The sequence below is a fragment of the Mycobacterium sp. NGS57 genome, assembly GCF_059812405.1.
Window position 1 is genome coordinate 285,947 of the sequence record NZ_JCALCP010000001.1, and the last position, 21,897, is coordinate 307,843.

At 70.8% G+C, this 21,897-nt stretch carries 22 protein-coding genes and 1 pseudogene; 13 read left to right on the forward strand and 10 right to left on the reverse strand.

Annotated features, from left to right (window positions below; genetic code table 11):
• Nucleotides 1-7 precede the first annotated feature (7 nt).
• Nucleotides 8-1,555, reverse strand: coding sequence for an RNA polymerase sigma factor (locus AC5Y43_RS01485; protein ID WP_499968571.1), 1,548 nt, complete (start codon nt 1,553-1,555; stop codon nt 8-10).
• 177 nt (nt 1,556-1,732) lie between these two features.
• Complete coding sequence (gene ppgK / locus AC5Y43_RS01490) at nt 1,733-2,527, reverse strand: polyphosphate--glucose phosphotransferase (protein ID WP_499968573.1); 795 nt, start codon at nt 2,525-2,527, stop codon at nt 1,733-1,735.
• A 65-nt stretch (nt 2,528-2,592) separates the two neighbouring features.
• Here ppgK and AC5Y43_RS01495 point away from each other — a divergent pair, with 65 nt between their 5' ends.
• Nucleotides 2,593-3,459, forward strand: a complete 867-nt coding sequence (locus AC5Y43_RS01495) for an inositol monophosphatase family protein (protein ID WP_499968575.1) — start codon at nt 2,593-2,595, stop codon at nt 3,457-3,459.
• Between the two features lie 5 nt (nt 3,460-3,464).
• On the opposite strand, the gene cei is transcribed toward AC5Y43_RS01495, so the two are convergent.
• Nucleotides 3,465-4,142 (reverse strand): envelope integrity protein Cei, encoded by a 678-nt coding sequence (gene cei, locus AC5Y43_RS01500; RefSeq protein ID WP_499968577.1) that lies wholly within the window; start codon nt 4,140-4,142, stop codon nt 3,465-3,467.
• Nucleotides 4,143-4,323: 181 nt separating this feature from the next.
• Here cei and AC5Y43_RS01505 point away from each other — a divergent pair, with 181 nt between their 5' ends.
• Entirely contained in the window at nt 4,324-4,626 is a 303-nt protein-coding gene (locus AC5Y43_RS01505; RefSeq protein WP_036468275.1) for a DUF4193 domain-containing protein, read from the forward strand.
• 4 nt (nt 4,627-4,630) lie between these two features.
• Here AC5Y43_RS01505 and AC5Y43_RS01510 read toward each other — a convergent pair whose 3' ends face one another.
• Nucleotides 4,631-5,107, reverse strand: coding sequence for a DUF3093 domain-containing protein (locus AC5Y43_RS01510; protein ID WP_499968580.1), 477 nt, complete (start codon nt 5,105-5,107; stop codon nt 4,631-4,633).
• A 25-nt stretch (nt 5,108-5,132) separates the two neighbouring features.
• Between AC5Y43_RS01510 and dut the strand changes: the two genes are divergently transcribed.
• From dut to AC5Y43_RS01525, 3 genes and pseudogenes are all read left to right on the forward strand, one after another.
• Nucleotides 5,133-5,609, forward strand: coding sequence for a dUTP diphosphatase (gene dut, locus AC5Y43_RS01515; RefSeq protein ID WP_499968582.1), 477 nt, complete (start codon nt 5,133-5,135; stop codon nt 5,607-5,609).
• 2 nt (nt 5,610-5,611) lie between these two features.
• Nucleotides 5,612-5,680 (forward strand): annotated as a pseudogene (locus AC5Y43_RS01520) (16S rRNA (guanine(966)-N(2))-methyltransferase RsmD); the annotation flags it as partial.
• Nucleotides 5,681-6,406 (forward strand): DUF3710 domain-containing protein, encoded by a 726-nt coding sequence (locus tag AC5Y43_RS01525; protein WP_499969360.1) that lies wholly within the window; start codon nt 5,681-5,683, stop codon nt 6,404-6,406.
• A 73-nt stretch (nt 6,407-6,479) separates the two neighbouring features.
• On the opposite strand, the gene AC5Y43_RS01530 is transcribed toward AC5Y43_RS01525, so the two are convergent.
• The gene (locus AC5Y43_RS01530) at nt 6,480-7,178 is read right to left on the reverse strand and encodes an alpha/beta hydrolase (protein WP_499968584.1); all 699 of its coding nucleotides are present in this window, start codon (nt 7,176-7,178) and stop codon (nt 6,480-6,482) included.
• 135 nt (nt 7,179-7,313) lie between these two features.
• Here AC5Y43_RS01530 and AC5Y43_RS01535 point away from each other — a divergent pair, with 135 nt between their 5' ends.
• Nucleotides 7,314-7,682 (forward strand): OB-fold nucleic acid binding domain-containing protein, encoded by a 369-nt coding sequence (locus AC5Y43_RS01535; RefSeq protein ID WP_499968586.1) that lies wholly within the window; start codon nt 7,314-7,316, stop codon nt 7,680-7,682.
• 10 nt (nt 7,683-7,692) lie between these two features.
• On the forward strand, nt 7,693-8,325 hold the full coding sequence (locus AC5Y43_RS01540; RefSeq protein WP_499968588.1) for a DUF3159 domain-containing protein: 633 nt from the start codon (nt 7,693-7,695) through the stop codon (nt 8,323-8,325).
• On the opposite strand, the gene AC5Y43_RS01545 is transcribed toward AC5Y43_RS01540, so the two are convergent.
• The gene (locus AC5Y43_RS01545) at nt 8,322-8,993 is read right to left on the reverse strand and encodes a potassium channel family protein (RefSeq protein WP_499968590.1); all 672 of its coding nucleotides are present in this window, start codon (nt 8,991-8,993) and stop codon (nt 8,322-8,324) included. The genes AC5Y43_RS01540 and AC5Y43_RS01545 overlap by 4 nt on opposite strands.
• Nucleotides 8,990-9,676, reverse strand: coding sequence for a potassium channel family protein (locus AC5Y43_RS01550; protein WP_499968592.1), 687 nt, complete (start codon nt 9,674-9,676; stop codon nt 8,990-8,992). The genes AC5Y43_RS01545 and AC5Y43_RS01550 overlap by 4 nt, the downstream gene beginning before the upstream one ends.
• 127 nt (nt 9,677-9,803) lie before the next feature.
• On the opposite strand from AC5Y43_RS01550, the gene AC5Y43_RS01555 reads away from it, so the two are divergent.
• The 4 genes from AC5Y43_RS01555 (at nt 9,804) to dxs (ending at nt 16,573) form a co-directional block, all read left to right on the forward strand.
• Nucleotides 9,804-11,798, forward strand: a complete 1,995-nt coding sequence (locus tag AC5Y43_RS01555; protein ID WP_499968594.1) for an APC family permease — start codon at nt 9,804-9,806, stop codon at nt 11,796-11,798.
• On the forward strand, nt 11,795-12,982 hold the full coding sequence (locus AC5Y43_RS01560) for a class I SAM-dependent RNA methyltransferase (RefSeq protein WP_499968596.1): 1,188 nt from the start codon (nt 11,795-11,797) through the stop codon (nt 12,980-12,982). The genes AC5Y43_RS01555 and AC5Y43_RS01560 overlap by 4 nt, the downstream gene beginning before the upstream one ends.
• 63 nt (nt 12,983-13,045) lie before the next feature.
• Complete coding sequence (locus AC5Y43_RS01565) at nt 13,046-14,593, forward strand: cation:proton antiporter domain-containing protein (RefSeq protein ID WP_499968599.1); 1,548 nt, start codon at nt 13,046-13,048, stop codon at nt 14,591-14,593.
• A gap of 57 nt (nt 14,594-14,650) precedes the next feature.
• Entirely contained in the window at nt 14,651-16,573 is a 1,923-nt protein-coding gene (dxs, locus tag AC5Y43_RS01570) for a 1-deoxy-D-xylulose-5-phosphate synthase (protein ID WP_499968601.1), read from the forward strand.
• A 58-nt stretch (nt 16,574-16,631) separates the two neighbouring features.
• Here dxs and AC5Y43_RS01575 read toward each other — a convergent pair whose 3' ends face one another.
• From AC5Y43_RS01575 to AC5Y43_RS01585, 3 genes are all read right to left on the reverse strand, one after another.
• Nucleotides 16,632-17,921 (reverse strand): ribonuclease D, encoded by a 1,290-nt coding sequence (locus AC5Y43_RS01575; RefSeq protein WP_499968603.1) that lies wholly within the window; start codon nt 17,919-17,921, stop codon nt 16,632-16,634.
• 1 nt (nt 17,922) lies between these two features.
• On the reverse strand, nt 17,923-18,459 hold the full coding sequence (locus AC5Y43_RS01580; protein WP_499969362.1) for a DUF3000 domain-containing protein: 537 nt from the start codon (nt 18,457-18,459) through the stop codon (nt 17,923-17,925).
• A 164-nt stretch (nt 18,460-18,623) separates the two neighbouring features.
• Nucleotides 18,624-19,427 (reverse strand): enoyl-CoA hydratase/isomerase family protein, encoded by an 804-nt coding sequence (locus AC5Y43_RS01585; RefSeq protein ID WP_499969366.1) that lies wholly within the window; start codon nt 19,425-19,427, stop codon nt 18,624-18,626.
• A 40-nt stretch (nt 19,428-19,467) separates the two neighbouring features.
• Here AC5Y43_RS01585 and hemE point away from each other — a divergent pair, with 40 nt between their 5' ends.
• Nucleotides 19,468-20,541 carry a uroporphyrinogen decarboxylase gene (gene hemE / locus AC5Y43_RS01590; protein WP_499968605.1) on the forward strand — a complete coding sequence of 358 codons (1,074 nt, stop codon included), beginning with the start codon at nt 19,468-19,470 and terminating at the stop codon, nt 20,539-20,541.
• Nucleotides 20,538-21,893, forward strand: coding sequence for a protoporphyrinogen oxidase (locus AC5Y43_RS01595; RefSeq protein WP_499968607.1), 1,356 nt, complete (start codon nt 20,538-20,540; stop codon nt 21,891-21,893). The genes hemE and AC5Y43_RS01595 overlap by 4 nt, the downstream gene beginning before the upstream one ends.
• Nucleotides 21,894-21,897 lie beyond the last annotated feature (4 nt).

Sequence of the window (21,897 nt, forward strand, 5' to 3'; positions counted from 1 at the left end):
CGAGCACTCAGTCCAGGTAGTCGCGCAGCACCTGAGAACGGCTGGGGTGGCGCAGCTTCGACATCGTCTTGGACTCGATCTGGCGGATGCGCTCGCGGGTCACCCCGTAGACCTGGCCGATCTCGTCGAGCGTGCGGGGCTGGCCGTCGGTGAGCCCGAAGCGCAGCCGCACGACGCCTGCCTCGCGCTCGGAGAGCGTCTCGAGCACCGACTGGAGCTGGTCCTGCAGCAGCGTGAACGACACGGCGTCGACGGCGACCACGGCTTCGCTGTCCTCGATGAAGTCGCCGAGTTGGCTGTCGCCCTCGTCGCCGATCGTCTGGTCCAACGAGATCGGCTCGCGCGCGTACTGCTGGATCTCGAGCACCTTCTCCGGCGTGATGTCCATCTCCTTGGCCAGCTCCTCGGGCGTGGGCTCGCGGCCCAGGTCCTGCAGCAGCTCGCGCTGGATGCGGCCCAGCTTGTTGATCACCTCGACCATGTGCACGGGGATGCGGATGGTGCGGGCCTGGTCGGCCATGGCGCGGGTGATGGCCTGGCGGATCCACCACGTGGCGTAGGTGGAGAACTTGTAACCCTTTGTGTAGTCGAACTTTTCGACCGCGCGGATCAGGCCCAGGTTGCCTTCCTGGATGAGGTCGAGGAACGCCATGCCGCGGCCGGTGTAGCGCTTGGCCAGCGACACCACCAGCCGCAGGTTGGCTTCCAGCAGATGGTTTTTCGCGCGGTCGCCGTCGCGGCAGATCCACATCATGTCGCGGCGCTGGGCGGCGGGCAGCTTGTCGCCGCGCTCGGCCATGTCGGTCATCAGCTGCGTGGCGTAGAGCCCGGCCTCGATCCGCTTGGCCAGCTCGACCTCTTCCTCCGCGTTGAGCAGCGCGACTTTGCCGATCTGCTTGAGGTACGCGCGCACCGAGTCCGCGGACGCGGTGAGCTCGGCGTCCTTGCGGGCCTGGCGCAGGGCCTCGGATTCGTCTTCGTCCCAGACGAAATCGCCGGAGGCCTTGTCCTTTTCGGACGGCTCGGCGATGTCCTCGTCCTCATCGGTGGCGGCCGCAGCCTTCGCGGCGGGCGCGGGCGCGGCCTCGCCGTCCTCGGTGTCGGTGGCCTCGAGTTCGGCGTCGCCGTCGGCGGCCACGTCGTCTTCGAGGTCGTCGAGGTTGAGGTCCTCGGCGTCGATTTCGAGATCCTCGACGGCCTCGCCTTCGAGGTCGGGTTCGGCGTCGAGGTCCTCGACGACACCGTCGGTGTCGAGAGCGTCGGGGCCGGCGTCGGCGTCCTCGGGGGTGGCCTTGGCCGCCTTGGTTCCGCGGGCGGTCTTCGCGGCGGCGCTCTTGGCCGGGGTGCGGGTCTTCTTGGTCGCCTCTTTGGGCTCTGCGGCGTCGTGGTCGCGCGTGGTCTTGGTGACCCGGGGTGCCGTCTTGGTGGCCCGCTTGGCCGGGGCGGAGCCGTTGGCGGCCTTCGCCGGCGATCGCTTGGGGGGCGCCGACGGGGACTTCGTGGCGGTGCGTTTCACCGGCTCATCGGTTGCCGCACGTGCCTTGGTCGCTGCCACTTACACCCCTTCGGTCGGACGCACTCTCGGTGGGTTTGGGCATGGTTAACCGAAAGTGTCTGCTATGTCGAATGTCGGCGTTTGATGTCGGCGTGTGTGTTCGCACGCATTGTTTGGGCGGTCGCCGAGGACCATTGTAACGACAGTGGGCGCTCGCACCCGCCGACCGGCCAAAATTCAGTGCGTCACATCGAAGGTCGCCGCCATCGCCGCGCCCACGATGCCGGCGGTGTTCTGCAGGGCGGCGGGCACCACCGGGGTGCGGTTTTGCAGCAGCGGCACCCATTTGTCGGCCTTGCGGCTGATGCCGCCCCCGGCGATGAACAGATCCGGCCAGATCGCGTTCTCGATGGCCACCAGCACCCGGGTGACCTGCTTGGCCCACTTTTCGAAGCTCCAGCCCTTGCGCTCCTTGACCGACGACGCCGCCCGCTTTTCGGCCTCTTTGCCGCCGACCTCGAGGTGGCCGAACTCGGTGTTGGGAATCAGCGTCCCGTTGTGGATGACCGCGGAGCCGATGCCCGTGCCGAACGTCAGCAGCACCACCAGGCCGGTCTGGTCCCGGCCCGCGCCGTAGCGCTCCTCGGCGAGCCCGGCTGCGTCGGCGTCGTTGAGGATCACGACGTCCTGGCCGTCGAGTTCGGCGCCGATGACGTCGCGGGCGTTGGTGCCGATCCACGCCTTGTCGACGTTGGCGGCCGTCTGGACGACGCCATGGGTGACGACGCCGGGATAGGTCACCCCGAGCGGACCGGTCCAGCCGAATCCGTCGACGACCTCGGCGATGGTTTTGGCGACGGCCGACGGCGTGGCCGGCTGCGGGGTCAGCAGCTTGATGCGTTCGCCGATCAACAGCCCGGTGTCCATGTCGACGATGCCGCCCTTGATGCCGCTGCCGCCGACGTCGATGCCGAACCCGCGACGCTGCGCCTGGCCGGGTGGCGTATCCGTGGTCGAGTCGCTGCTGGTCATCGGAACTCCTCGGCGAGACTTGGCCTGTCCGCCCACCTTAGCCGCGTTTGTGATGCGATGGACGGGTGACGCGTCCCGGCAACGAGCCCGCACGGCTGCGTTCGGTGGCCGAGAAGCTGGCCGCCGAGGCGGCCGGGTTCGTGCGGCGCCGGCGCGCAGAGGTTTTCGGGGCTTACGGCGGGCCGGCCGCGGGCAGCGGCGCGGTGCGGACGAAGTCCACGCCGACCGACCCGGTGACCGTCGTCGACACCGACACCGAGCGGCTCTTGCGGGATCGGCTGGCCCAACTGCGGCCCGGTGACCCGGTGCTCGGCGAGGAGGGCGGCGGGGAACCGGGGGCCGGCGACGCGATCACCTGGGTGCTCGACCCCATCGACGGCACGGTGAATTTCGTCTACGACATCCCGGCCTACGGGGTGTCGGTGGCCGCGCAGATCGACGGCGTGTCGGTGGCGGGTGCGGTCGCCGACGTCGTCGCCGGCCGGGTTTACTCGGCGGCGACCGGACTCGGCGCGCACGTCACCGACGACCAGGGGACGCGGCCGCTGCGGTGCACCGCGGTCGACGATCTGTCAATGGCGTTGCTGGGCACCGGATTTGGCTACTCGCGGCGGCGCCGCACCAGCCAGGCGGCGTTACTGGCGCGGATGCTGCCGCTGGTGCGCGACGTCCGTCGCATCGGGTCCGCGGCGCTGGACTTGTGCATGGTCGCGGCCGGCCGGCTGGACGCCTACTACGAGCACGGTCTGCAGGCGTGGGACCGCGCGGCCGGCGCGCTGATCGCCGCCGAAGCGGGGGCCCGGGTGGTGATCCCGATGCCCGACGACCCGTCCGCCGGCGCCGCATTGGTGGTGGCCGCCGCCCCCGGCATCGCCGATCAGCTGTTGGCGGCCCTACGGCACTGCGACGGGCTGGCGCCGCTGCCGTACTGAGCCGATCAGCAGCTGCTGGCGTGAATCTTTTGCAGCAGCAAGGGATCCGCCGGCTCGGCGGCGCCGGGCCGCAGTCCCGCCAGCACCGCGTCGATGTCGTCGTTGTGGGCCAGCGCGGTGAACTCCGTGCCCAGGGCGAGGTCGACGGAGTCGTCGGCGCGGCTGTCGTTGAACAGCTCGCTGCACGGCGCCACCAGCCACACCGCGGCCGCGGTCGCCTGTCCGGCCGTGCCGAACCGGATCTGGCCCTGGCAGTTGAGCCGGGTGCCGGCGTAGACGGGGTCGTTGGCGGCGGTGGGTTGGGCAAAGCCGAGGTCTTTCATCGCCCCCGCGACGTCGCCGGCCTGCCCGCCGCGACCGCTGGCGTTGAGCACGCGGACCTTGGTGTCGGCGAGCTTGGCCGGGCTCACGTCGGCCATGGCGCTGCGCGACACCTGCTCACCGAGCTGCGGCACAGCCGACCCGGTCGGCGCGATCGACGCGGTGGACCCGGCAGGCTGGGGCGGCGGGTTGCACATCACGGCCTCGTGCACCTTCGCCGGGCGTGTCAACGCCACGATCCACACCACCGCGGTGACCACCGCGAGGACCGCGACCACGAAGATGGCGGGCCGGGGGTTGCGTCGCCGAAAGGGCCTACCGTGCTTGTCAAAAGCGGTACCCTCGGTGATTTGTGCGACCACAGGTGCACTCTAAACGGACTGTTTAAGACTCGAGACGAGGGTCAATCCACCCGTGTGACGTAAATCACACCTTAATGGCGCGCGATACGGGCACGAATCGTTTGGTGGATGCGTTCGACGCTGGTACAAAGCGTTGCTTGGGTAAACGAGGCCTTTGAGGGGAATAGGGCAGGGGATAGATATGCCTACCGACTACGACGCTCCGCGGCGTACCGAGACGGACGACGTCTCGGAAGACTCGCTGGAGGAGCTCAAAGCGCGACGGAACGAAGCGGCTTCGGCCGTGGTCGACGTCGACGAATCCGAGTCCGCCGAAAATTTCGAGCTGCCCGGCGCCGACCTGTCCGGCGAGGAGCTGTCCGTCCGCGTCATCCCGAAGCAGGCCGACGAGTTCACCTGCTCGAGTTGCTTTCTGGTTCAACACCGCAGCCGTCTCGCCAGCGAGAAGAACGGCGTGATGATCTGTACCGACTGCGCAGCCTGATCGGTCAGCTGCGTAATGCCGACAGCACCCGCTCCGGGTGACGGCAGCTCACCAGCCAGTACGGCGTCGGGTCGTCTGGGTCATCGAGGATCACCAGAACCATCGGGCCGACCCATGCCCGGTGCAGCACATAGGCCGCCGGGTCGAGCTGGCGGCCCAGCGCTGCCGACTTCGCCGACGGCGCGATCTCGGCGGACCGGGTGATCACGTTGACCGGCAGGTGCGCTTCGGCGGCCCACAATTCCACCCCGGCCGGTCCGGCCGTGACGCGGATCTCGATGCGGCCCAACCACAACAGTGCACCCGCCGCCACCACGAACAGCGTTGCGTACGGCACCCAGTCGGGCAGGGAGCGCACACCCAGGTTGACTTCGAAGGCGATCAGACCCGCCAGCCCGAGGGCCAGCGGCCACCACCACCACGGCACCCACAGCCGTTCGCGATATCGCACGCTATGCGGCGCGACGCGCGTTGAAGACACGCGGTCAAGGGTAGTCTGTGGCCCCGTGTCGACCAGTCTGGCCTTTGAAGTCAAAGTAGTGCGCCTCGACCCCGGGCTTCCGCTGCCCAGCCGCGCCCACGAGGGCGACGCCGGGGTCGATCTCTACAGCGCCGAAGACGTCACGCTGGACCCGGGTCACCGGGCCCTGGTGCGAACCGGCGTCGCGGTCGCCATTCCGTTCGGCATGGTGGGCCTGGTTCATCCGCGCTCGGGATTGGCTGCGCGCGTGGGGCTTTCGATCGTCAACAGCCCCGGCACCATCGACGCGGGCTACCGCGGCGAGGTCAAGGTCGCGCTGATCAACCTCGACCCGGCCGATCCGATCGTGGTGCACCGCGGCGACCGCATCGCCCAATTGCTGGTGCAGCGGGTCGAGCTGGTCGAGCTGGTCGAGGTGTCGTCGTTCGACGAGGCCGGGCTGGCCGAAACATCCCGTGGCGACGGCGGTCACGGTTCTTCCGGAGGGCATGCGAGTTTGTGACCGCCGGCGACGATGCAGTGGGGGTACCACCCGCTTGCGGGGGAGGAAGCGATGAGGAGGAGCGGCGGCTCATGGCGGCATTGGGTAAAGGTTCAAGCAAGGACGACGAGGCCCCGGTCGAGCAGGACGACCCGGCCTCCTCGGATGAGCTCGAAGAGCTCGAGGGGCCGTTCGACATCGACGACTTCGACGACCCGGCGGTCGCCGAGCTGGCCCGCCTCGATCTGGGGTCGGTGCTCATCCCGATGCCGGAGGCCGGCCAACTGCAGGTCGAGTTGACCGAGACCGGGGTCCCCAGCGCGGTGTGGGTGGTCACGCCCAACGGGCGTTTCACGATCGCCGCCTACGCCGCGCCCAAGACGGCCGGCCTGTGGCGGGAGGTGGCCGCCGAGCTCGCCGAGTCGCTGCGCAAGGACTCCGCCCAGGTCAGCATCAAGGACGGCCCATGGGGCCGGGAGGTGGTCGGCACCGCGTCGGGCGCGGTGCGGTTCATCGGGGTCGACGGCTACCGGTGGATGATCCGCTGCGTCGTCAACGGCCCGCACGAGACCATCGAGGCGCTGGAGCAGGAGGCGCGAGCCGCGTTGGCGGACACCGTGGTTCGCCGCGGCGACACGCCGCTGCCGGTGCGCACGCCGTTGGCCGTGCAGCTGCCCGAGGCGATGGCCGAACAGCTGCGGGCGGCCGCGGCCGCGCAGCAGGAGGCCCAGGCGGGGCAGCCGCCGGCCGAGCCGGCGGCGCGCCGCAGCGCCGAGGGGTCGGCCATGCAGCAGCTGCGCACCACCACCGGCGGCTAGCCAAACCTTCGCCGAAACTGCGCTCAGCGCGCGTTCTCGTCGACCAACCGCGATCTGTGTGCAGGCTCGGCGGCTAAAGCGCGGCCAGCGCGGCCACGCAGGCCGCGCCCAGCGCGGCGGTGTCCGCGCCCATCTGGTCCAGCGTCACCGTCCGCAGCGCCGCGCGGGGAGCGGCGTCAACCCACTCGACCGCCACCTGCAGCGGGTGGATCGGATCGTCGACCGCGGCGACCACGGCCAGCGGGGCGGCCAGCCGGGCCAGCTCGGCGCGGCTGGGCGCGACGTAGGCAGCCGCCTCCTCCATGGCGTCGGGCAGCTGCGGCCACTGCGCGCGCCAGGACCGGGCCAGCTCGTCGCCGAGCCAGGGCGGGCTGGACGCGCGCATCTGCGTCGTCGTCGCCGCCAACCCGTTGGCGCGCAACTCGGATGCCGAATACCGCGCGGCCGCCGCCGCGGGCGCGGTCCCGGGGGCGCCGGCCCACGCCGGCAGCGCGGCCAGGATGGCGACCGCGCGATCGGGATGCGCCAGCGCCCAGGCGGCCGCCACGGCGGCACCGATCGAGACGCCGCCGACGGCAATGGCGCCCTCGCGCGCGGCGTCGTCCAGCGCGCACAGGTAGCCGGCGACCAACCGGTCCGGTCGGGGCGCGGGCGTCAGGAGTGTCGCGCCGGCCTCGCGCAACGGGGCGGAAAACGCCCGGTAGACGTAGTCGTCGTCGGATCCGGTTCCGGGCAGCAACACGGTCGTCACACCCCGCAAATCCACGGCCACCCCTCGATATTGCCCGCCCCCGGGGGTAGGTCCAACATCACGTTTGATTCGTATAGCGCCGGGGAACCAAGGGGTCTACGGTGTCCGTTGGCATTAGACAAGCCCGAGGCTTACCAAGCATCGTCAGGAGGGGCCATGGGGGCCCAAGGTTATTTGCGCCGGCTGACCCGTCGGTTGACGGAGGACCCGGAGCAGCTGGACTCCGAGGAGTTGTCCGACGAAGTCGCAAGCACCGGCGCGCAGCGCGCGATCGATTGCGAACGTGGCCAGGAGGTCACCATGATCGGCACCCTGCGCAGCGTGGAGACGAACGGCAAGGGGTGCTCCGGCGGGGTCCGCGCCGAACTGTTCGACGGCACCGACACCGTCACCCTGGTGTGGCTGGGCCAGCGTCGCATCCCGGGCATCGACTCGGGCCGCACGCTGCGGGTGCGCGGCCGGATGGGCAAGCTCGAGAACGGAACCAAGGCCATCTACAACCCCCACTACGAAATTGAGCGGTGACCGCTCGCCCGTGACCACCGAGCGCATCGGCCCCGAACGCCTGCTGGCGCAGGTCGGCGGGATCAGCGGCATCGCCTACTCGTCGCTGCCCGCGGTGGTCTTCGTGGTGGTCTCCGGCCTGTCCGGATTGTTGCCCGCGATCGCGGCCGCCCTGGGTGTCGCGGCGCTGGTCTTGCTGTGGCGGCTGATCCGGCGGGACTCGACCCAGCCGGCCGTGTCCGGGTTCATCGGTGTCGCGGTGTGCGCGCTGATCGCCTTCCTGGTGGGCCAGTCCAAGGGCTACTTCCTCATGGGCATCTGGATGTCGCTGCTGTGGGCGGTGGTGTTCGGGGTGTCGGTGCTGATCCGCCGGCCGCTGGTCGGCTACGCGTGGAGCTGGGCCGGCGGACACGATCGCCGTTGGCGCGAGGTGCCGCGGGCCGTCTACGCGTTCGACATCGCGACGCTGTGCTGGGTGGCGTTGTTCGGCGCCCGGTTCGTGGTGCAGCGGCTGCTCTACGACGCCGATCAGACCGGTTGGCTGGGGGTGGCGCGGATCGCGATGGGCTGGCCGCTGACCGCGCTGGCCGCGCTGGCGACCTACGTGGCGATCAAGGCCGCCCAGCGGGCGCTGCCCGCACCCGAGGAGCCCGGCACGGATTAGTCGGGCGAGGTGTCCGGCAGCAGCAGCTTGCGCAGGTCCTCCTCGGCCTCGGCGACCGCGACGAACAGCAGCTCGTCGCCGCCCTCCAGCGGCTCGTCGGCCTCGGGCACGATCACGCGCGGGCCGCGCAGGATCGTCACCAGCGACGCATCCCGCGGCAGCTGCAGGCGGCGCACCGGCTTGCCGCCCCACGGCGTGTCGTCGGGCAGGGTGATCTCCACCAGGTTGGCCTGGCCCCGACGGAATTCCATGAGCCGCACCAGATCTCCGACGGCGACGGCCTCCTCGATCAGCGAGGCCAGCATGCGCGGGGTGGACACCGCCACGTCGACCCCCCACGCGTCGGTGAACAGCCACTCGTTGCGGGGGTCGTTGACCCGGGCCACCACCCGCGGCACCGCGAACTCGGTCTTGGCCAACAGGCTGAGCACGACGTTGACCTTGTCGTCACCGGTCGCGGCGACCACCACGTCGAAGTCCTCCAGGTGCACCGACTGCAGCAGGGTCAGTTCGCAGGCGTCCCCGAGGCGCCAGTGCGCGGCCGGGATGGCGTCGACGTCGACGTGGTCGGGGTTGCGCTCGATCAGCGTCACGTCGTGGTCGTTGGCGACCAGCTCGCGGGTGACCGAGCGTCCGACGGCGCCCGCCCCGGCGACCGCTACTTTCATTTGCGCTGCTCTCCGGAATCGAGGTCCTCGCTGGGCGGCAGGGCCGCGATCGCCACGGCCTCGGCGGCGCGGCCGGATATCGCGGCGATGTAGACCTGGTCGCCGGCCTGGATCACGGTCTTCGGCTCGGGCAGCACCCCGGTGCCGAACCGGATCAAAAACGCCACCCGCGCGCCGGTGGCCTGCTCCAGATCGGTGGCCCGGCGCCCCACCCAGTCCTCGTGCAGCTCCAGCTCGGCGACCGCGACGGTGCCGGTCGGGTCGCGCCACTTGGCGGTTTCGCCCTCCCGGGTCAGCGCGTTGAGCAGGCGATCGGTGGTCCAGGGCACCGTGGCGATCGTGGGGATGCCGAGGCGCTCGTAGACCTCGGCGCGTTTGGCGTCGTAGATGCGGGCGACGACGCGCCCCACGCCGAAAGTCTCGCGGGCCAGCCGGGCCGCGATGATGTTGGAGTTGTCCCCGGAGGACACCGCAGCGAACGCGTCGGCCGCTTCGACGCCGGCCCTCAGCAACACGTCCCGGTCGAATCCCTGCCCCAGCACCCGCTCGCCCGCGAACTCGGGGCTCAGCCGGTTGAACGCGGCGCTGTCGCGGTCGATGACGGCCACATCGTGGCCGATCCGGGACAGCCCGTCGGCCAGTGAGGAGCCCACCCGGCCGCAACCCATCACCACCACGCGCACTGAGGTCCTCCCGGCTGGGTCCTGCGCTGTTCATCGGCAACCCGGGCTGGCCAGCCGATTCGGTTCGTCCGCAACATTCTCGCCTACGGAACGCTATCAAGCCCGCGTGGGCTTACCCTTGGCTCTCGTGTCCAAACTTTCGACCGCTGCGCGCCGGTTGCTCATCGGCCGGCCGTTTCGCAGCGACCGGCTGAGTCACACCCTGCTGCCCAAGCGGATCGCGCTGCCGGTGTTCGCCTCGGACGCGTTGTCCTCGGTGGCGTACGCGCCCGAGGAAGTCTTTCTGATGCTCTCGGTCGCCGGGGTCACCGCGTACGCGCTGACACCGTGGATCGGGCTCGCCGTGGCCGGGGTCATGCTCGTCGTGGTGGCCAGCTATCGGCAGAACGTGCATGCCTACCCGTCGGGCGGCGGCGACTTCGAGGTGGTCACCACCAACCTCGGAGACACGGCCGGCCTCGTCGTCGCGAGCGCCCTGATGGTGGATTACGTTCTCACCGTTGCGGTTTCGACGGCGTCGGCGATGTCGAACATCGGCTCGGCGATCCCGGTCGTGGCCCAGCACAAGGTGTTGTTCTGCGTGGGCGCAATCCTTGTGGTGATGGCGCTGAACCTGCGCGGGGTCCGCGAGTCCGGGGTGGCGTTCGCGATCCCCACCTACGCGTTCATCGTCGGGGTGCTGGTCATGATCGGCTGGGGGTTGTTCCGCATCTTCGTGCTGGGCGACCCGCTGCGGGCGGAGTCCGCCGGCTTCCAGATGCACGCCGCGCACGGCCAGGTCGTCGGCTTCGCGTTGGCGTTTTTGGTGGCGCGGTCCTTCTCGTCGGGGTGCGCGGCGCTGACCGGTGTCGAGGCGATCAGCAACGGGGTGCCGGCGTTCGAAAAACCCAAGTCCCGCAACGCCGCGACGACGCTGCTGATGCTGGGCGGCATCGCGGTGACGCTGCTGATGGGGATCATCGTGCTGGCCGAGAAGATCGGGGTGCAGCTTGTCGAGGACCCGGCGACGCAACTGACCGGCGCGCCGGCCGACTACTACCAGAAGACGCTGGTCGCGCAGCTGGCCGAGACCGTGTTCGGCAGCTTTCACATCGGATTCCTGCTGATCGCGACGGTGACCGCGCTGATCCTGGTGCTGGCGGCCAACACCGCGTTCAACGGCTTCCCGGTGCTGGGCTCGGTCCTGGCGCAGCACAGCTACCTGCCGCGCCAGTTGCACACGCGCGGAGACCGATTGGCGTTCTCCAACGGGATCCTGTTCCTGTCGGCGGCGGCCCTGCTGGCGATCATCGCGTTCCGCGCCGAGGTCACCGCGCTGATCCAGCTGTACATCGTCGGGGTGTTCATCTCGTTCACCCTCAGCCAGATCGGTATGGTGCGGCACTGGACGCGGCTGCTGCGCACCGAGACCGACCCGCAGGCGCGGCGCAAGATGATGCGCTCGCGGGTGGTCAACACGGTCGGGCTGCTGTCCACGGGCGCGGTGCTGCTGGTCGTGTTGATCACCAAGTTCGCCGCGGGGGCGTGGATCGCGCTGTTCGCGATGAGCCTGCTGTTCGGGATCATGAAGATGATCCACCGGCACTACCGCACCGTCAGCCAAGAACTGGAGGAGCAGGAGGCCGCCCAGCACGACGTGGTGCTGCCCAGCCGCAATCACGCGCTGGTGCTGGTGTCCAAGCTGCACCTGCCGACCCTGCGGGCGCTGGCCTACGCGCGTGCCACCCGCCCGGACGCGCTCGAGGCGCTGACGGTCAGCGTCGACGACGCCGAAACCCGCGACCTGGTGCACAAGTGGGAGGAAAGCGATATCAGTGTGCCGCTCAAGGTCATTGCGTCGCCGTACCGTGAGGTCACCCGCCCCGTCCTCGACTACGTCAAGCGGGTCAGCAAGGAGTCGCCGCGCACCGTGGTGACGGTGTTCATCCCCGAGTACGTGGTGGGCCATTGGTGGGAGCAGGTTTTGCACAACCAGAGCGCGCTGCGGCTCAAGGGACGGCTGCTGTTCATGCCCAACGTGATGGTCACTTCCGTTCCCTGGCAGTTGAATTCGTCGGAGCGACTCAAGGCGTTCCAACCGCACGCGGCGCCCGGCGATGCCCGTCGGGGCATCTTCGATTGAGCACCGAGCTGACACTGGTCACCGGAGCCCCCGCCAACGGGGGCAGCTGCGTGGCCCACCACGAGGGCCGCGTCGTGTTCGTCCGCTACGCGCTGCCCGGCGAGCGGGTGCGGGCGCGCGTCACCGCGCAGCGCGAATCCTATTGGCACGCCGAGGTTGTCGAGGTCATCGAGCCCTCGGGCGATCGCGTCGCTCCCCTGTGCCCGATCGCCGGGCCCGACGGCGCCGGGTGTTGCGACCTGGCGTTCGCGGCCCCACCGGCCGCGGGGGCGCTGAAGGCGCAGGTCGTGGCCAACCAGCTGCAGCGCCTCGGCGGGCAGCACTGGCTGGGCGAGGCCGAGCCGTTGTCGCCGGATGTCACCGGGTGGCGCACCCGGGTGCGGCTGGACGTGGGCGCCGACGGCGCGCCGGGTTTTCACCGCTACCACAGCGACGAGTTGGTCACCGACCTGCGCTGCGCGCAGTTACCGCCGGGAATGCTGGACCGGCTGGCCGGCACCGAGTGGGCGCCCGGCGCGCACCTGCACGTGGCGATCGACGACGACGATCAGCGCCACATCGTGTGCACTCAACGGCAGGGCCGGCGGACCGTGACGACGGTGATCGAAGGCGGCTACGAGGCGGTGCAGCGGGTGCGCGGGCGCGACTGGCGGGTGCCCGTCACGGCGTTCTGGCAGGCGCATCGCGACGCGGCCGGCGTGTACAGCGGGCTGGTCGCCGACTGGGCGCAGCCCGGCGCGGGCGCGACCGTGTGGGATCTCTACGGCGGCGCCGGCGTTTTCGCGGCCGCACTGGGTGACGCGGTGGGGGAGTCGGGGCGGGTGCTGACCGTGGATACCTCGCGCTCGTCGACGCGCGCCGCCCGGGCCGCGCTCGCGGACCTGCCGCAGGTCAGCGTCGTCACCGACTCGGTGCGCCGCGCGCTCAGCGCGCAGCGCGCGAACGGCGCACGCGCAGACGTCGCGGTGCTGGACCCGCCGCGGGCCGGCGCCGGGCGCGAGGTCGTCGAGCTGGTCGCCGCCGCCGAGGTCCCGCGCGTGGTCCACATCGGCTGCGAGGCAGCGTCATTCGCGCGCGACGTCGGCCTGTACCGCGGCCACGGCTACACCGTCGCGGAGATCAGGGTGTTCGACGCGTTCCCGCTGACCCATCACAGCGAATCCGTCGCGCTGTTGACCCGTTAGGTCATTTTTCTTGCCGAGGCTGCGCGGAGATTTTCCCCCGGAGCGGCTAGACTCCGTCGCGGTGTGCCGGGAAGTCTGGTCGGCGATGTCTGGCGTATCACTGTCGACCGACCGAAAGGCTTGGGTGGCTATGCGATTGCAGCCATCGTGAACGAAACCCTTCGTTACGCGCTGGTCATTTTGTTCTCCAGCGCAGTCGGTCTGGTCGCGGTGCTGGCTAACCGTCTCACCGAGCGGGTGAAGGTCCCGGTGCCCTTGCTGGTGCTGGTCGGGGCCGCCGTGGCAGTGCACGCGGTGCCGGCGGTGCAGCCACCGTCCGAGCGGACCGTGGAGCGGGTGATCACCATCGCGTTGGTGTTGGTGTTGTTCGACGGCGGCATGCACATCGGGCCGTCGCGCTTCCGCGCCGCGGCCGTCCCGATCCTGTCGGTGGGCGTCGTGGGAACCGCCCTCACCGCCGTCGGGGCCGCATTGACGGTGCACTACGTGGGTGGAATCAGCTGGTTCCCGGCCGTGCTAGTGGCCACGGCCGTGGCGCCCACCGATCCGGCCGTGGTCTTCTCCGTTTTGGGCAAACGGGAGATCAGGGGTCGCAGCAGTACCATCCTGGAGGGCGAGTCCGGTGCCAATGATCCGGTCGGCATCTCCTTGATGTCCAGCCTGATTGCCGCCGGTGGTCTCAGCGCCGCCGGATTCGCCAGCGTGGGAACCCAATTCGTTTTGCAGATGGCGATCGGCCTCGCCGTCGGGGTGGTCGGTGGCCGTACTCTGCTCGCCTTCATGCGCCGCGTGGCCTTACCGAGCGAAGGCCTGTATTCGCTACGAACGCTGGCATCCTGTCTGATGTTGTACGGCATTGCCACGCTTGCGCACGGCTCGGGGTTTCTGGCGGTGTTCGTCGCCGGCATCGTGATCGGCGACGCTCGCGCGCCCTACAAGCCGGAGATCAAGCGATTCCACGCTGCCCTGGCCGGTCTGGCGGAGATCGTTGCGTTTGCCGTGCTGGGTTTGACCGTCGACCTCAATGTGCTTGCCCATCCCGATGTCTGGATCCCCGGGCTCATCCTCGGCGTGGCCCTGACATTGGTGATTCGTCCGCTGGCGGTGGGCTCGTGCCTGGCTCCGATCCGGCTGCAGCGAAACGAACGGGTCTTCGTTCTTTTCGCCGGGCTCAAGGGCGCGGTGCCGATATTGCTCGGCGAATTCCTCCGGGCCGCCCACGTGGCCGACGCCGAACGCCTGTACGGCATCGTGGTCGTGGTCGTCATATTCTCCGTGCTGGTGCAGGGCGGCTCGGTGCCTGGCGTCGCAAGGCTGTTGCGGCTGCCCATGCGCACCGTGGAGACCCAGCCATGGGAGATAGGTGTCCGCCTCGCGGACGAACCAGAGGGGGTCCATCGCTTCAGTGTTGCGCCGGGGTCCGCTACCGAGGGATGCACAGTGGAGGGCCTCGGTGACCGTGTCGGTGACATTTGGGTGAGCATCGTGGTCCGGACCACCGGCCTGGTGCCCGTGCGGGGCGACACCGAACTTCAGGCCGGCGACGAAGTCGTCGTCCTGGCGGATCCCGAACTGCATGACACCCTGGCCGAACTATTCGGCGCGTCGTAAGCCGGCCATCCCCGGCGCTGCACTGCTGTTCCCGCGGCCGCTGCGTAGACTGTCGGGATGCTGGAACAGATCCGCGGGCCCGCAGATCTGCAGCACCTTTCCCAACATCAGCTTCGCGAGCTGGCCGCCGAGATTCGCGAGTTCCTGATTCACAAGGTTGCTGCCACCGGGGGGCACCTGGGACCCAATCTCGGCGTGGTCGAGTTGACGCTGGCCCTGCACCGGGTGTTCGACTCCCCGCACGACCCGATCGTCTTCGACACCGGGCATCAGGCCTACGTCCACAAGATGCTGACGGGGCGCGCTCACGACTTCGAAAGCCTGCGCAAAAAGGGTGGGCTGTCGGGGTATCCGTCGCGCGCGGAGAGCGAGCACGACTGGGTCGAGTCCAGCCATGCCAGCGCGTCGTTGTCCTACGCCGACGGTCTGGCGAAGGCGTTCGAGCTGACCGGGCACCGCAACCGGCACGTCGTCGCGGTGGTGGGCGACGGCGCGCTCACCGGCGGTATGTGCTGGGAAGCGCTGAACAACATCGCCGCCTCGCGCCGCCCGGTGATCATCGTCGTCAACGACAACGGCCGCAGCTACGCGCCCACCATCGGCGGTGTCGCCGACCGCCTGGCCACGCTGCGACTGCAGCCGGCCTACGAGCAGGCCCTGGAGCGGGGCCGCGACGTGGTGCGCTCGCTGCCGCTGTTCGGCCAGATCGCCTACCGCTTCATGCACAGCGTCAAGGCCGGCATCAAGGACTCGCTGTCACCGCAGTTGCTGTTCACCGATCTCGGGCTGAAGTACGTCGGGCCGGTCGACGGCCACGACGAGCGCGCGGTGGAGGCCGCGCTGCGCCACGCGCGCGGCTTCGGGCGCCCGGTGGTCGTGCACGTCGTCACGCGCAAGGGCATGGGCTACGGGCCGGCCGAGGACGACGAGGCCGAGCAGATGCACTCCTGCGGCGTGATCGATCCGGCCACCGGGCTGGCCACCAAGATCGCCGGCCCCAGTTGGACGGCGACCTTCTCCGACGCCCTGATCGCCTGCGCGAGGGTGCGCCGCGACGTCGTGGCCATCACCGCGGCCATGCCCGGGCCGACCGGGCTGACGGCGTTCGGGCAGCAGTTCCCGGACCGCCTATTCGACGTCGGCATCGCCGAGCAGCACGCGATGACGTCGGCGGCCGGTCTGGCGATGGGCGGCATGCACCCGGTGGTCGCCATCTATTCGACGTTCCTCAACCGGGCCTTCGACCAGATCATGATGGACGTCGCGCTGCACAAGCTGCCCGTCACGATGGTGCTCGACCGGGCCGGGGTCACCGGTTCCGACGGCGCCAGCCACAACGGGGTGTGGGACCTGTCGATGCTCAACATCGTGCCCGGCATCCGGGTCGCCGCGCCCCGCGACGCCACCCGGCTGCGCGAGGAGCTCGGCGAGGCGCTGGACGTCGATGACGGCCCGACGGTGCTGCGTTTCCCCAAAGGCGATGTGGGGGAAGACATTCCGGCCCTAGAGCGGGTTTCGGGTGTCGACGTGCTCGCGGTGCCGGCCGCGGGCAGCAACCACGACGTGCTGCTGGTGGCCGTCGGCGCGTTCGTCCCGATGGCGCTCCAGGTGGCCAAGCGGCTGCACACCCAGGGCATCGGGGTGACCGTGGTCGACCCGCGCTGGGTGTTGCCGGTGCCCGACGGCGTCGTGCAGATGGCCGCGCAGCACAAGCTGGTCGTCACGTGCGAGGACAACGGCGTCAACGGCGGCGTCGGGTCGGCGGTGTCGGCGGCGCTGCGGCGCGCGGAGATCGACACGCCCTGCCGCGACGTCGGGTTGCCCCAGCAGTTCTACGAGCACGCCTCGCGCGGTGAGGTGCTGGCCGATCAGGGGCTGACCGACCAGGACATCGCGCGGCGCGTCACCGGGTGGGTCGCCGCGCTGGGCGCCAAGGTCACCGACGCCACCGAGTCCGAATTCCGGCAGCACCTCGACTAGCCGTTGACTCTGCGCCTACGGCGCAAAAGTGCGAGAAGGCCGCGCCCTCAGCGCAGAGTCAAGTCGAATCAGTCAGCGCCCGCGCCAGTGCGGGGTCGACGAGCTCGCGCTGCCACGCCCGCGCCTGCCCGGCCCGCAGGAACTCGTCGATGGCCGCCAACGGCTCCGGTGCCGGCTCCCAGTCCCAGCACAGCCGTCGCACCAGGTCGGGCGAGATCAGGTTCTCAGTGGGGACATGCACGCGTTCCGAGACTTCCCCCAGCGCCGCGCGGGCGGCCTCGAGTCGGGCTGCGGCCTCGGGCTTGCGCCTGCTCCACCGCGCCGGCGGCGGCGGGCCGTTGGGCGGCTCGGCGTCCTCCGGCGGGTCCTGGCTGTGCCGGGCCGCCTTGAGCGCCGCCAGCCAGACCTCGGCGCTGCGGCGCTGGTTGCGCCCGCCGAACACCGGCAGGGCGACGAGCTCCTCGACCGTCTTCGGGTCGGCGACCGCGGCGTCGATGATGGCCGAATCCGGCAGCACGCGGCGCGGGGCGATGTCGCGGCGCTGGGCGATGCGGTCGCGCGCCAGCCACAGCTCGCGCACCGCGGCGAGGCCGCGGCGGTCGCGCACCCGGTGAATCCCCGACGTCCGCCGCCAGCGGTCCCGCCGCGCGGCCGCGGCGGCGTCGCCGTCGCCCGTCTTGAAGTCGCGCAGGTAGTCGAATTCCTCGGCGGCCCAACCGGTTTTGCCCTGCTCGGCCAGCACGCCCGAGATCGCCGCGCGCAGCTCGATGAGCAACTCCACATCCAGGGCCGCATAGTTGAGCCACGCGTCGGGCAGCGGCCGCTTGGACCAGTCGGCCGCGCCGTGGCCCTTGGCCAGCCCGAAGCCCAGCAGCCGCTCGACCATGGTCGCCAGGTTCACCCGGTCGAACCCGGCCAGCCGCCCGGCGAGCTCGGTGTCGTAGAGGGCCGGCGGCCGCATGCCGACCTCGGCGAGGCACGGCAGGTCCTGGTCGGCGGAGTGCAGGATCCATTCGTCGGTGCCGAGCACCTCGGCGACCGGCCGCAGCGCCGTCAGCGGGTCGGCGCCGTGGCTGACGGGGTCGACGAGCACCGTGCCGGCCCCCGCGCGCCGGATCTGGATCAGGTAGGCCCGGTTGGAGTAGCGGAAACCCGACGCCCGCTCGGCGTCCACCGCGAACGGCCCGTGCCCGCGGTCCAGCAGCCGCGCGGCGTCCTCGATCTCGCGGACCGACACGGCAAGGTCGGGAACGCCGTCGGCCGGGTGCGGCAGCGGGGTGGGTTCAGGGGTGCCTTCGGTGCTTTCGGGCGCGGTGCTGTCGGGCCCGCAGGCCCCCGGTTCGCCCATGTCAGGCGCGTGACCGCGAGCTCAGGTCGGTGACTCCGGTCGGCGGCAGGCCAGCCGCGTGCTCCAGCACCTCGCAGAACGCCTCGACGTGGGCCCCGACGTCGGGCGTGGTCGCCGTCCACGACGCGCGCAGCTCCAGCTGGTGGGCGCGGGGAGGTCCGGAGATGTCGCCGTAGCGCACCGAGGTGGTGGCGGTGACGGTGCCGCCCAGGGCGGTGGTCTGCTCGAGGCGCGACTGCAGCGCGTCGACCAGCCAGCTCCACGCCACCTCCGGCAGCAGGGGGTCGACGGCCTCGCTGGGGTCGAGGTCGGCCTGGATGTAGGCGACCAGACGGATGGTGCCGTCCCAGGCGTCGGCGCCGTCCGGGTCGTACAGCAGGATCAGCCGGCCGAACGCGTCGCCCTCGGAGCGCTCCGGGACGATCTCCAGGTCGGGGTGCTTGACCTCGGCACCCAGCGCGTAGCTGTAGGGGGCCAGCCGCTGCGGTGGCCGGATCGGGCCCAGCTCGATCTCCGGCCGCACGGAGACGGCGTTCATCGCCGCCACCGCCTCGCGGAATGGGGCCGGTTCAGTCGAGGTCACAGCGTTCGACGGTAGACCTCCAGGCCGACGCGCCGAAACAGGCGCGCCGAATTCCGCGCCCCTCGCGACCAACCCGTTACCTGCGCGCAGCGCCGCCCCGGTGAGGGCATAATCGCTGGTCAGGTGACGGAGCCGCCGGTGAAGCGGGCGGGGCGCTTCTCGCGGTGGGCGGCCAGCCCCTCCCGCACGTCGGGGCCGCTGAAACTGAGGAATTCCAGGCCCACCGACGTCTCGAAGGTGGGGCCCATCATGCGGTACCAGTGATTCAGGCTGCGCTTGGTCCACTGGATTGCGTGCTGCGCGCCCTGCGCCAGGTTCTCGGCGATGCGGGCGGCCGTCGGGAGCACGTCGTCGTCGTCGACGCAGGTGGAGACCAGGCCGATGCGCTCGGCCTCCTCGCCCAGCAGGGTCTCGCAGGTCAGCAGGTAGTACTTGGCCTTGGCCATGCCGACCAGCAGCGGCCAGCAGATCGCGGCGTGGTCGCCCGCGGCGACCCCGAGCTTGGTGTGCCCGTCGATGAGCTTGGCGGTGCGGCCGGCCACCGAGATGTCGGCGAGCAGGGCCACCACCAGGCCCGCGCCGACCGCCGGCCCCCGGATCGCCGAGACGACGGGGGTGTCGCAGTTGATCATGTTGTGCACCAGGTCGCGGGCCTCGCGCATGATGCGGACCCGGCCCTCGTAGTCGCCGATGGTCTCGTCGATCAGGTCGAAGCTTCCGCCGGAGGAGAAGGCCTTGCCCTCGCCGCGGACCAGGACGGCGCACACCGCCGGATCGCGGTCGAGCACCGGCCACACGTCGGCGAGGTCGCGGTGCATCTGCGGGCCCACCGAATTCAGGCCGGGGGAGTCCAGAACCAGCGTCAGCACGCCGTTCTCGCCGGCTTCGAAGCGCAGGCTGGGGAACTCGTCGTAACTCGGCATATTCGGGTCGCTCCTGAACGTCATGGCAGCATTGACTTCGATGAGTACTCGTCGCGACCTTACCGATTCGCCGTACCTGGCCGCCGTGGCCGGGCGCAAGCCCAGCCGGGTGCCGGTGTGGTTCATGCGGCAGGCCGGCCGCTCGCTGCCGGAATACCGCGCGCTGCGCGAACGGCACAGCATGCTGGCGGCCTGCTTCGAGCCCGAGGTGGCCTGCGAGATCACGCTGCAGCCGATCCGCCGCCACGGCGTGGACGCGGCGATCCTGTTCTCAGACATCGTGGTGCCGCTGCGCGCCGCGGGCATCGACTTGGACATCGTCCCCGACGTCGGGCCGGTCATCGCCCACCCGGTGCGCACCGACGCCGACGTCGACGCCATGAAACCCCTTGACCCGCAAGCGGTTCGGCCGGTGTCGGACGCGGTGTCGCTGCTCGTCGGCGCGCTGGGCGAGGTGCCGCTGATCGGGTTCGCCGGGGCGCCGTTCACGCTGGCGTCCTACCTGGTCGAGGGCGGCCCCAGCCGCAACCACGCCCGCACCAAGGCCATGATGCTGGCCGAGCCGCACAGCTGGCATGCGCTGATGGAGAAGCTGACCGACCTGACCATCGCGTTCCTGCGCGCCCAGATCGAGGCCGGGGTGGACGCCATCCAGGTGTTCGACTCGTGGGCGGGGACACTGTCGCTGTCCGACTACCGCCAGAGCGTGCTGCCGCACAGCTCGCGGGTGTTCGCCACGCTGTCCGAGCACGGCGTGCCGATGACGCACTTCGGGGTCGGCACCGCCGAGCTGCTGGGCGCGATGTCGGGGGCGCTGAAGTGCGGCATGAAACCCGGGCAGGCCACCGTCGTCGGCGTGGACTGGCGCACCTCGCTCGTCGATGCCGCCGCCCGCGTCGAACCCGGCACCGCGCTGCAGGGCAACCTCGACCCGGTGATGCTGCTGGCGGGCTGGCCGGTGACCGAGCGCGCCGCGCGGGCCGTCATCGACGACGGCCGCCGTGCCGTCGACGCCGGGGCGGCCGGCCACGTCTTCAACCTCGGGCACGGCGTGCTGCCCGACACCGACCCCGGCGTGCTGACCGAGCTGGTCGCGCTGGTCCATTCGCTATGACGCGTTCGTATTGCTCTCCTTCCTATTGCGTTGTGGGCGGCGGGATCTCGGGGCTCACGGCGGCATACCGGCTGCGCGCGGCGGCCGGTGACGACGCGACGATCACGCTGTTCGAGCCCGGGGAGCTCGGCGGTGTGCTGCGCACCGGGCGCGTCGCCGGGCGGCCGACGGACCTGGGCGCGGAGGCGTTCGTGCTGCGCCGGCCCGAAATGCCGGCGCTGCTGGCCGAGCTCGGCCTGGCGGGCCGGCAGCTGGCCACCACCGGCGCCCGGCCCCTGATCTACAGCGGCCGCGACCTGTACCCGCTGCCGGCCGGCACGGTCGCCGGGATCCCGTCGTCGGGGGCGTCGGTCGCGGGCTTGGTCGACGAGGCGACGGTGGGGCGCATCGATGCCGAGTCTTCGCGGCCGCTGGAGTGGCGCCCCGGCAGCGACCCCGCGGTGGCCGCCCTGGTGGGCGACCGGTTCGGCGAGCAGGTGGTGGCCCGGTCGGTGGACCCGCTGCTGAGCGGGGTGTACGCGGGCTCGGCGGCGACGATCGGCCTGCGCGCGGCGGCCCCCGGCGTCGCGGCGGCCCTGGATCGCGGCGCGGCCAGCCTGACCGACGCGGTGCGCCAGGCGTTGCCGCCGGCCACCGGGGCGCCGGTGTTCGGCGCGCTGGACGGCGGCTACCGGACGCTGATCGACGCGCTCGTCGAGCGCGCCCGGGTGCGCTGGGTGCGCGCGGGGGTCGCGCGGCTGGAACCGGGCTGGGAGTTGCACGACGACGCCGGCGCCCGCTGGCGCGCCGACGCGGTGATCCTGGCGGTCCCGGCCCCGCGGCTGGCGGCCCTGGTGCGCGAGGTGGCGCCGCGGACGTCGGCGGCCGCGGGCCGCATCGAGAGCGCGTCGTCGGTGGTGGTGGCGCTCGCGGTGCCGGGCGACACGCCGTTTCCCGAGTGCTCCGGCGTGCTGGTGGCCGGCGGTGAACCGTTGCGCGCCAAGGCGATTACGCTGTCGTCACGCAAGTGGGGCATCGGCGGCGACGTGCAATTCCTGCGGCTGTCGTTCGGGCGTTTCGGTGACCGGGTGGCTCGTAGCGCCGCCGACGACGAGCTGCTGGGCTGGGCGTTGAGCGACCTCGTCGACGTGTTCGGGCTCGCCGTCGACCCGCTCGACGCCCGCGTGCAGCGCTGGGTCGACGCGATGCCGCAGTACGGCCCCGGCCACGCGGATCTGGTCGCCGAGGTGCGCGCCGGTCTGCCCCCGACGCTCGCCGTGGCCGGCAGCTACCTGGACGGCATCGGGGTGCCGGCCTGCATCGGGGCCGCCGGACGCGCGGTCGAGGCGCTGCACGCGGAAATGGCACGATAGGTCT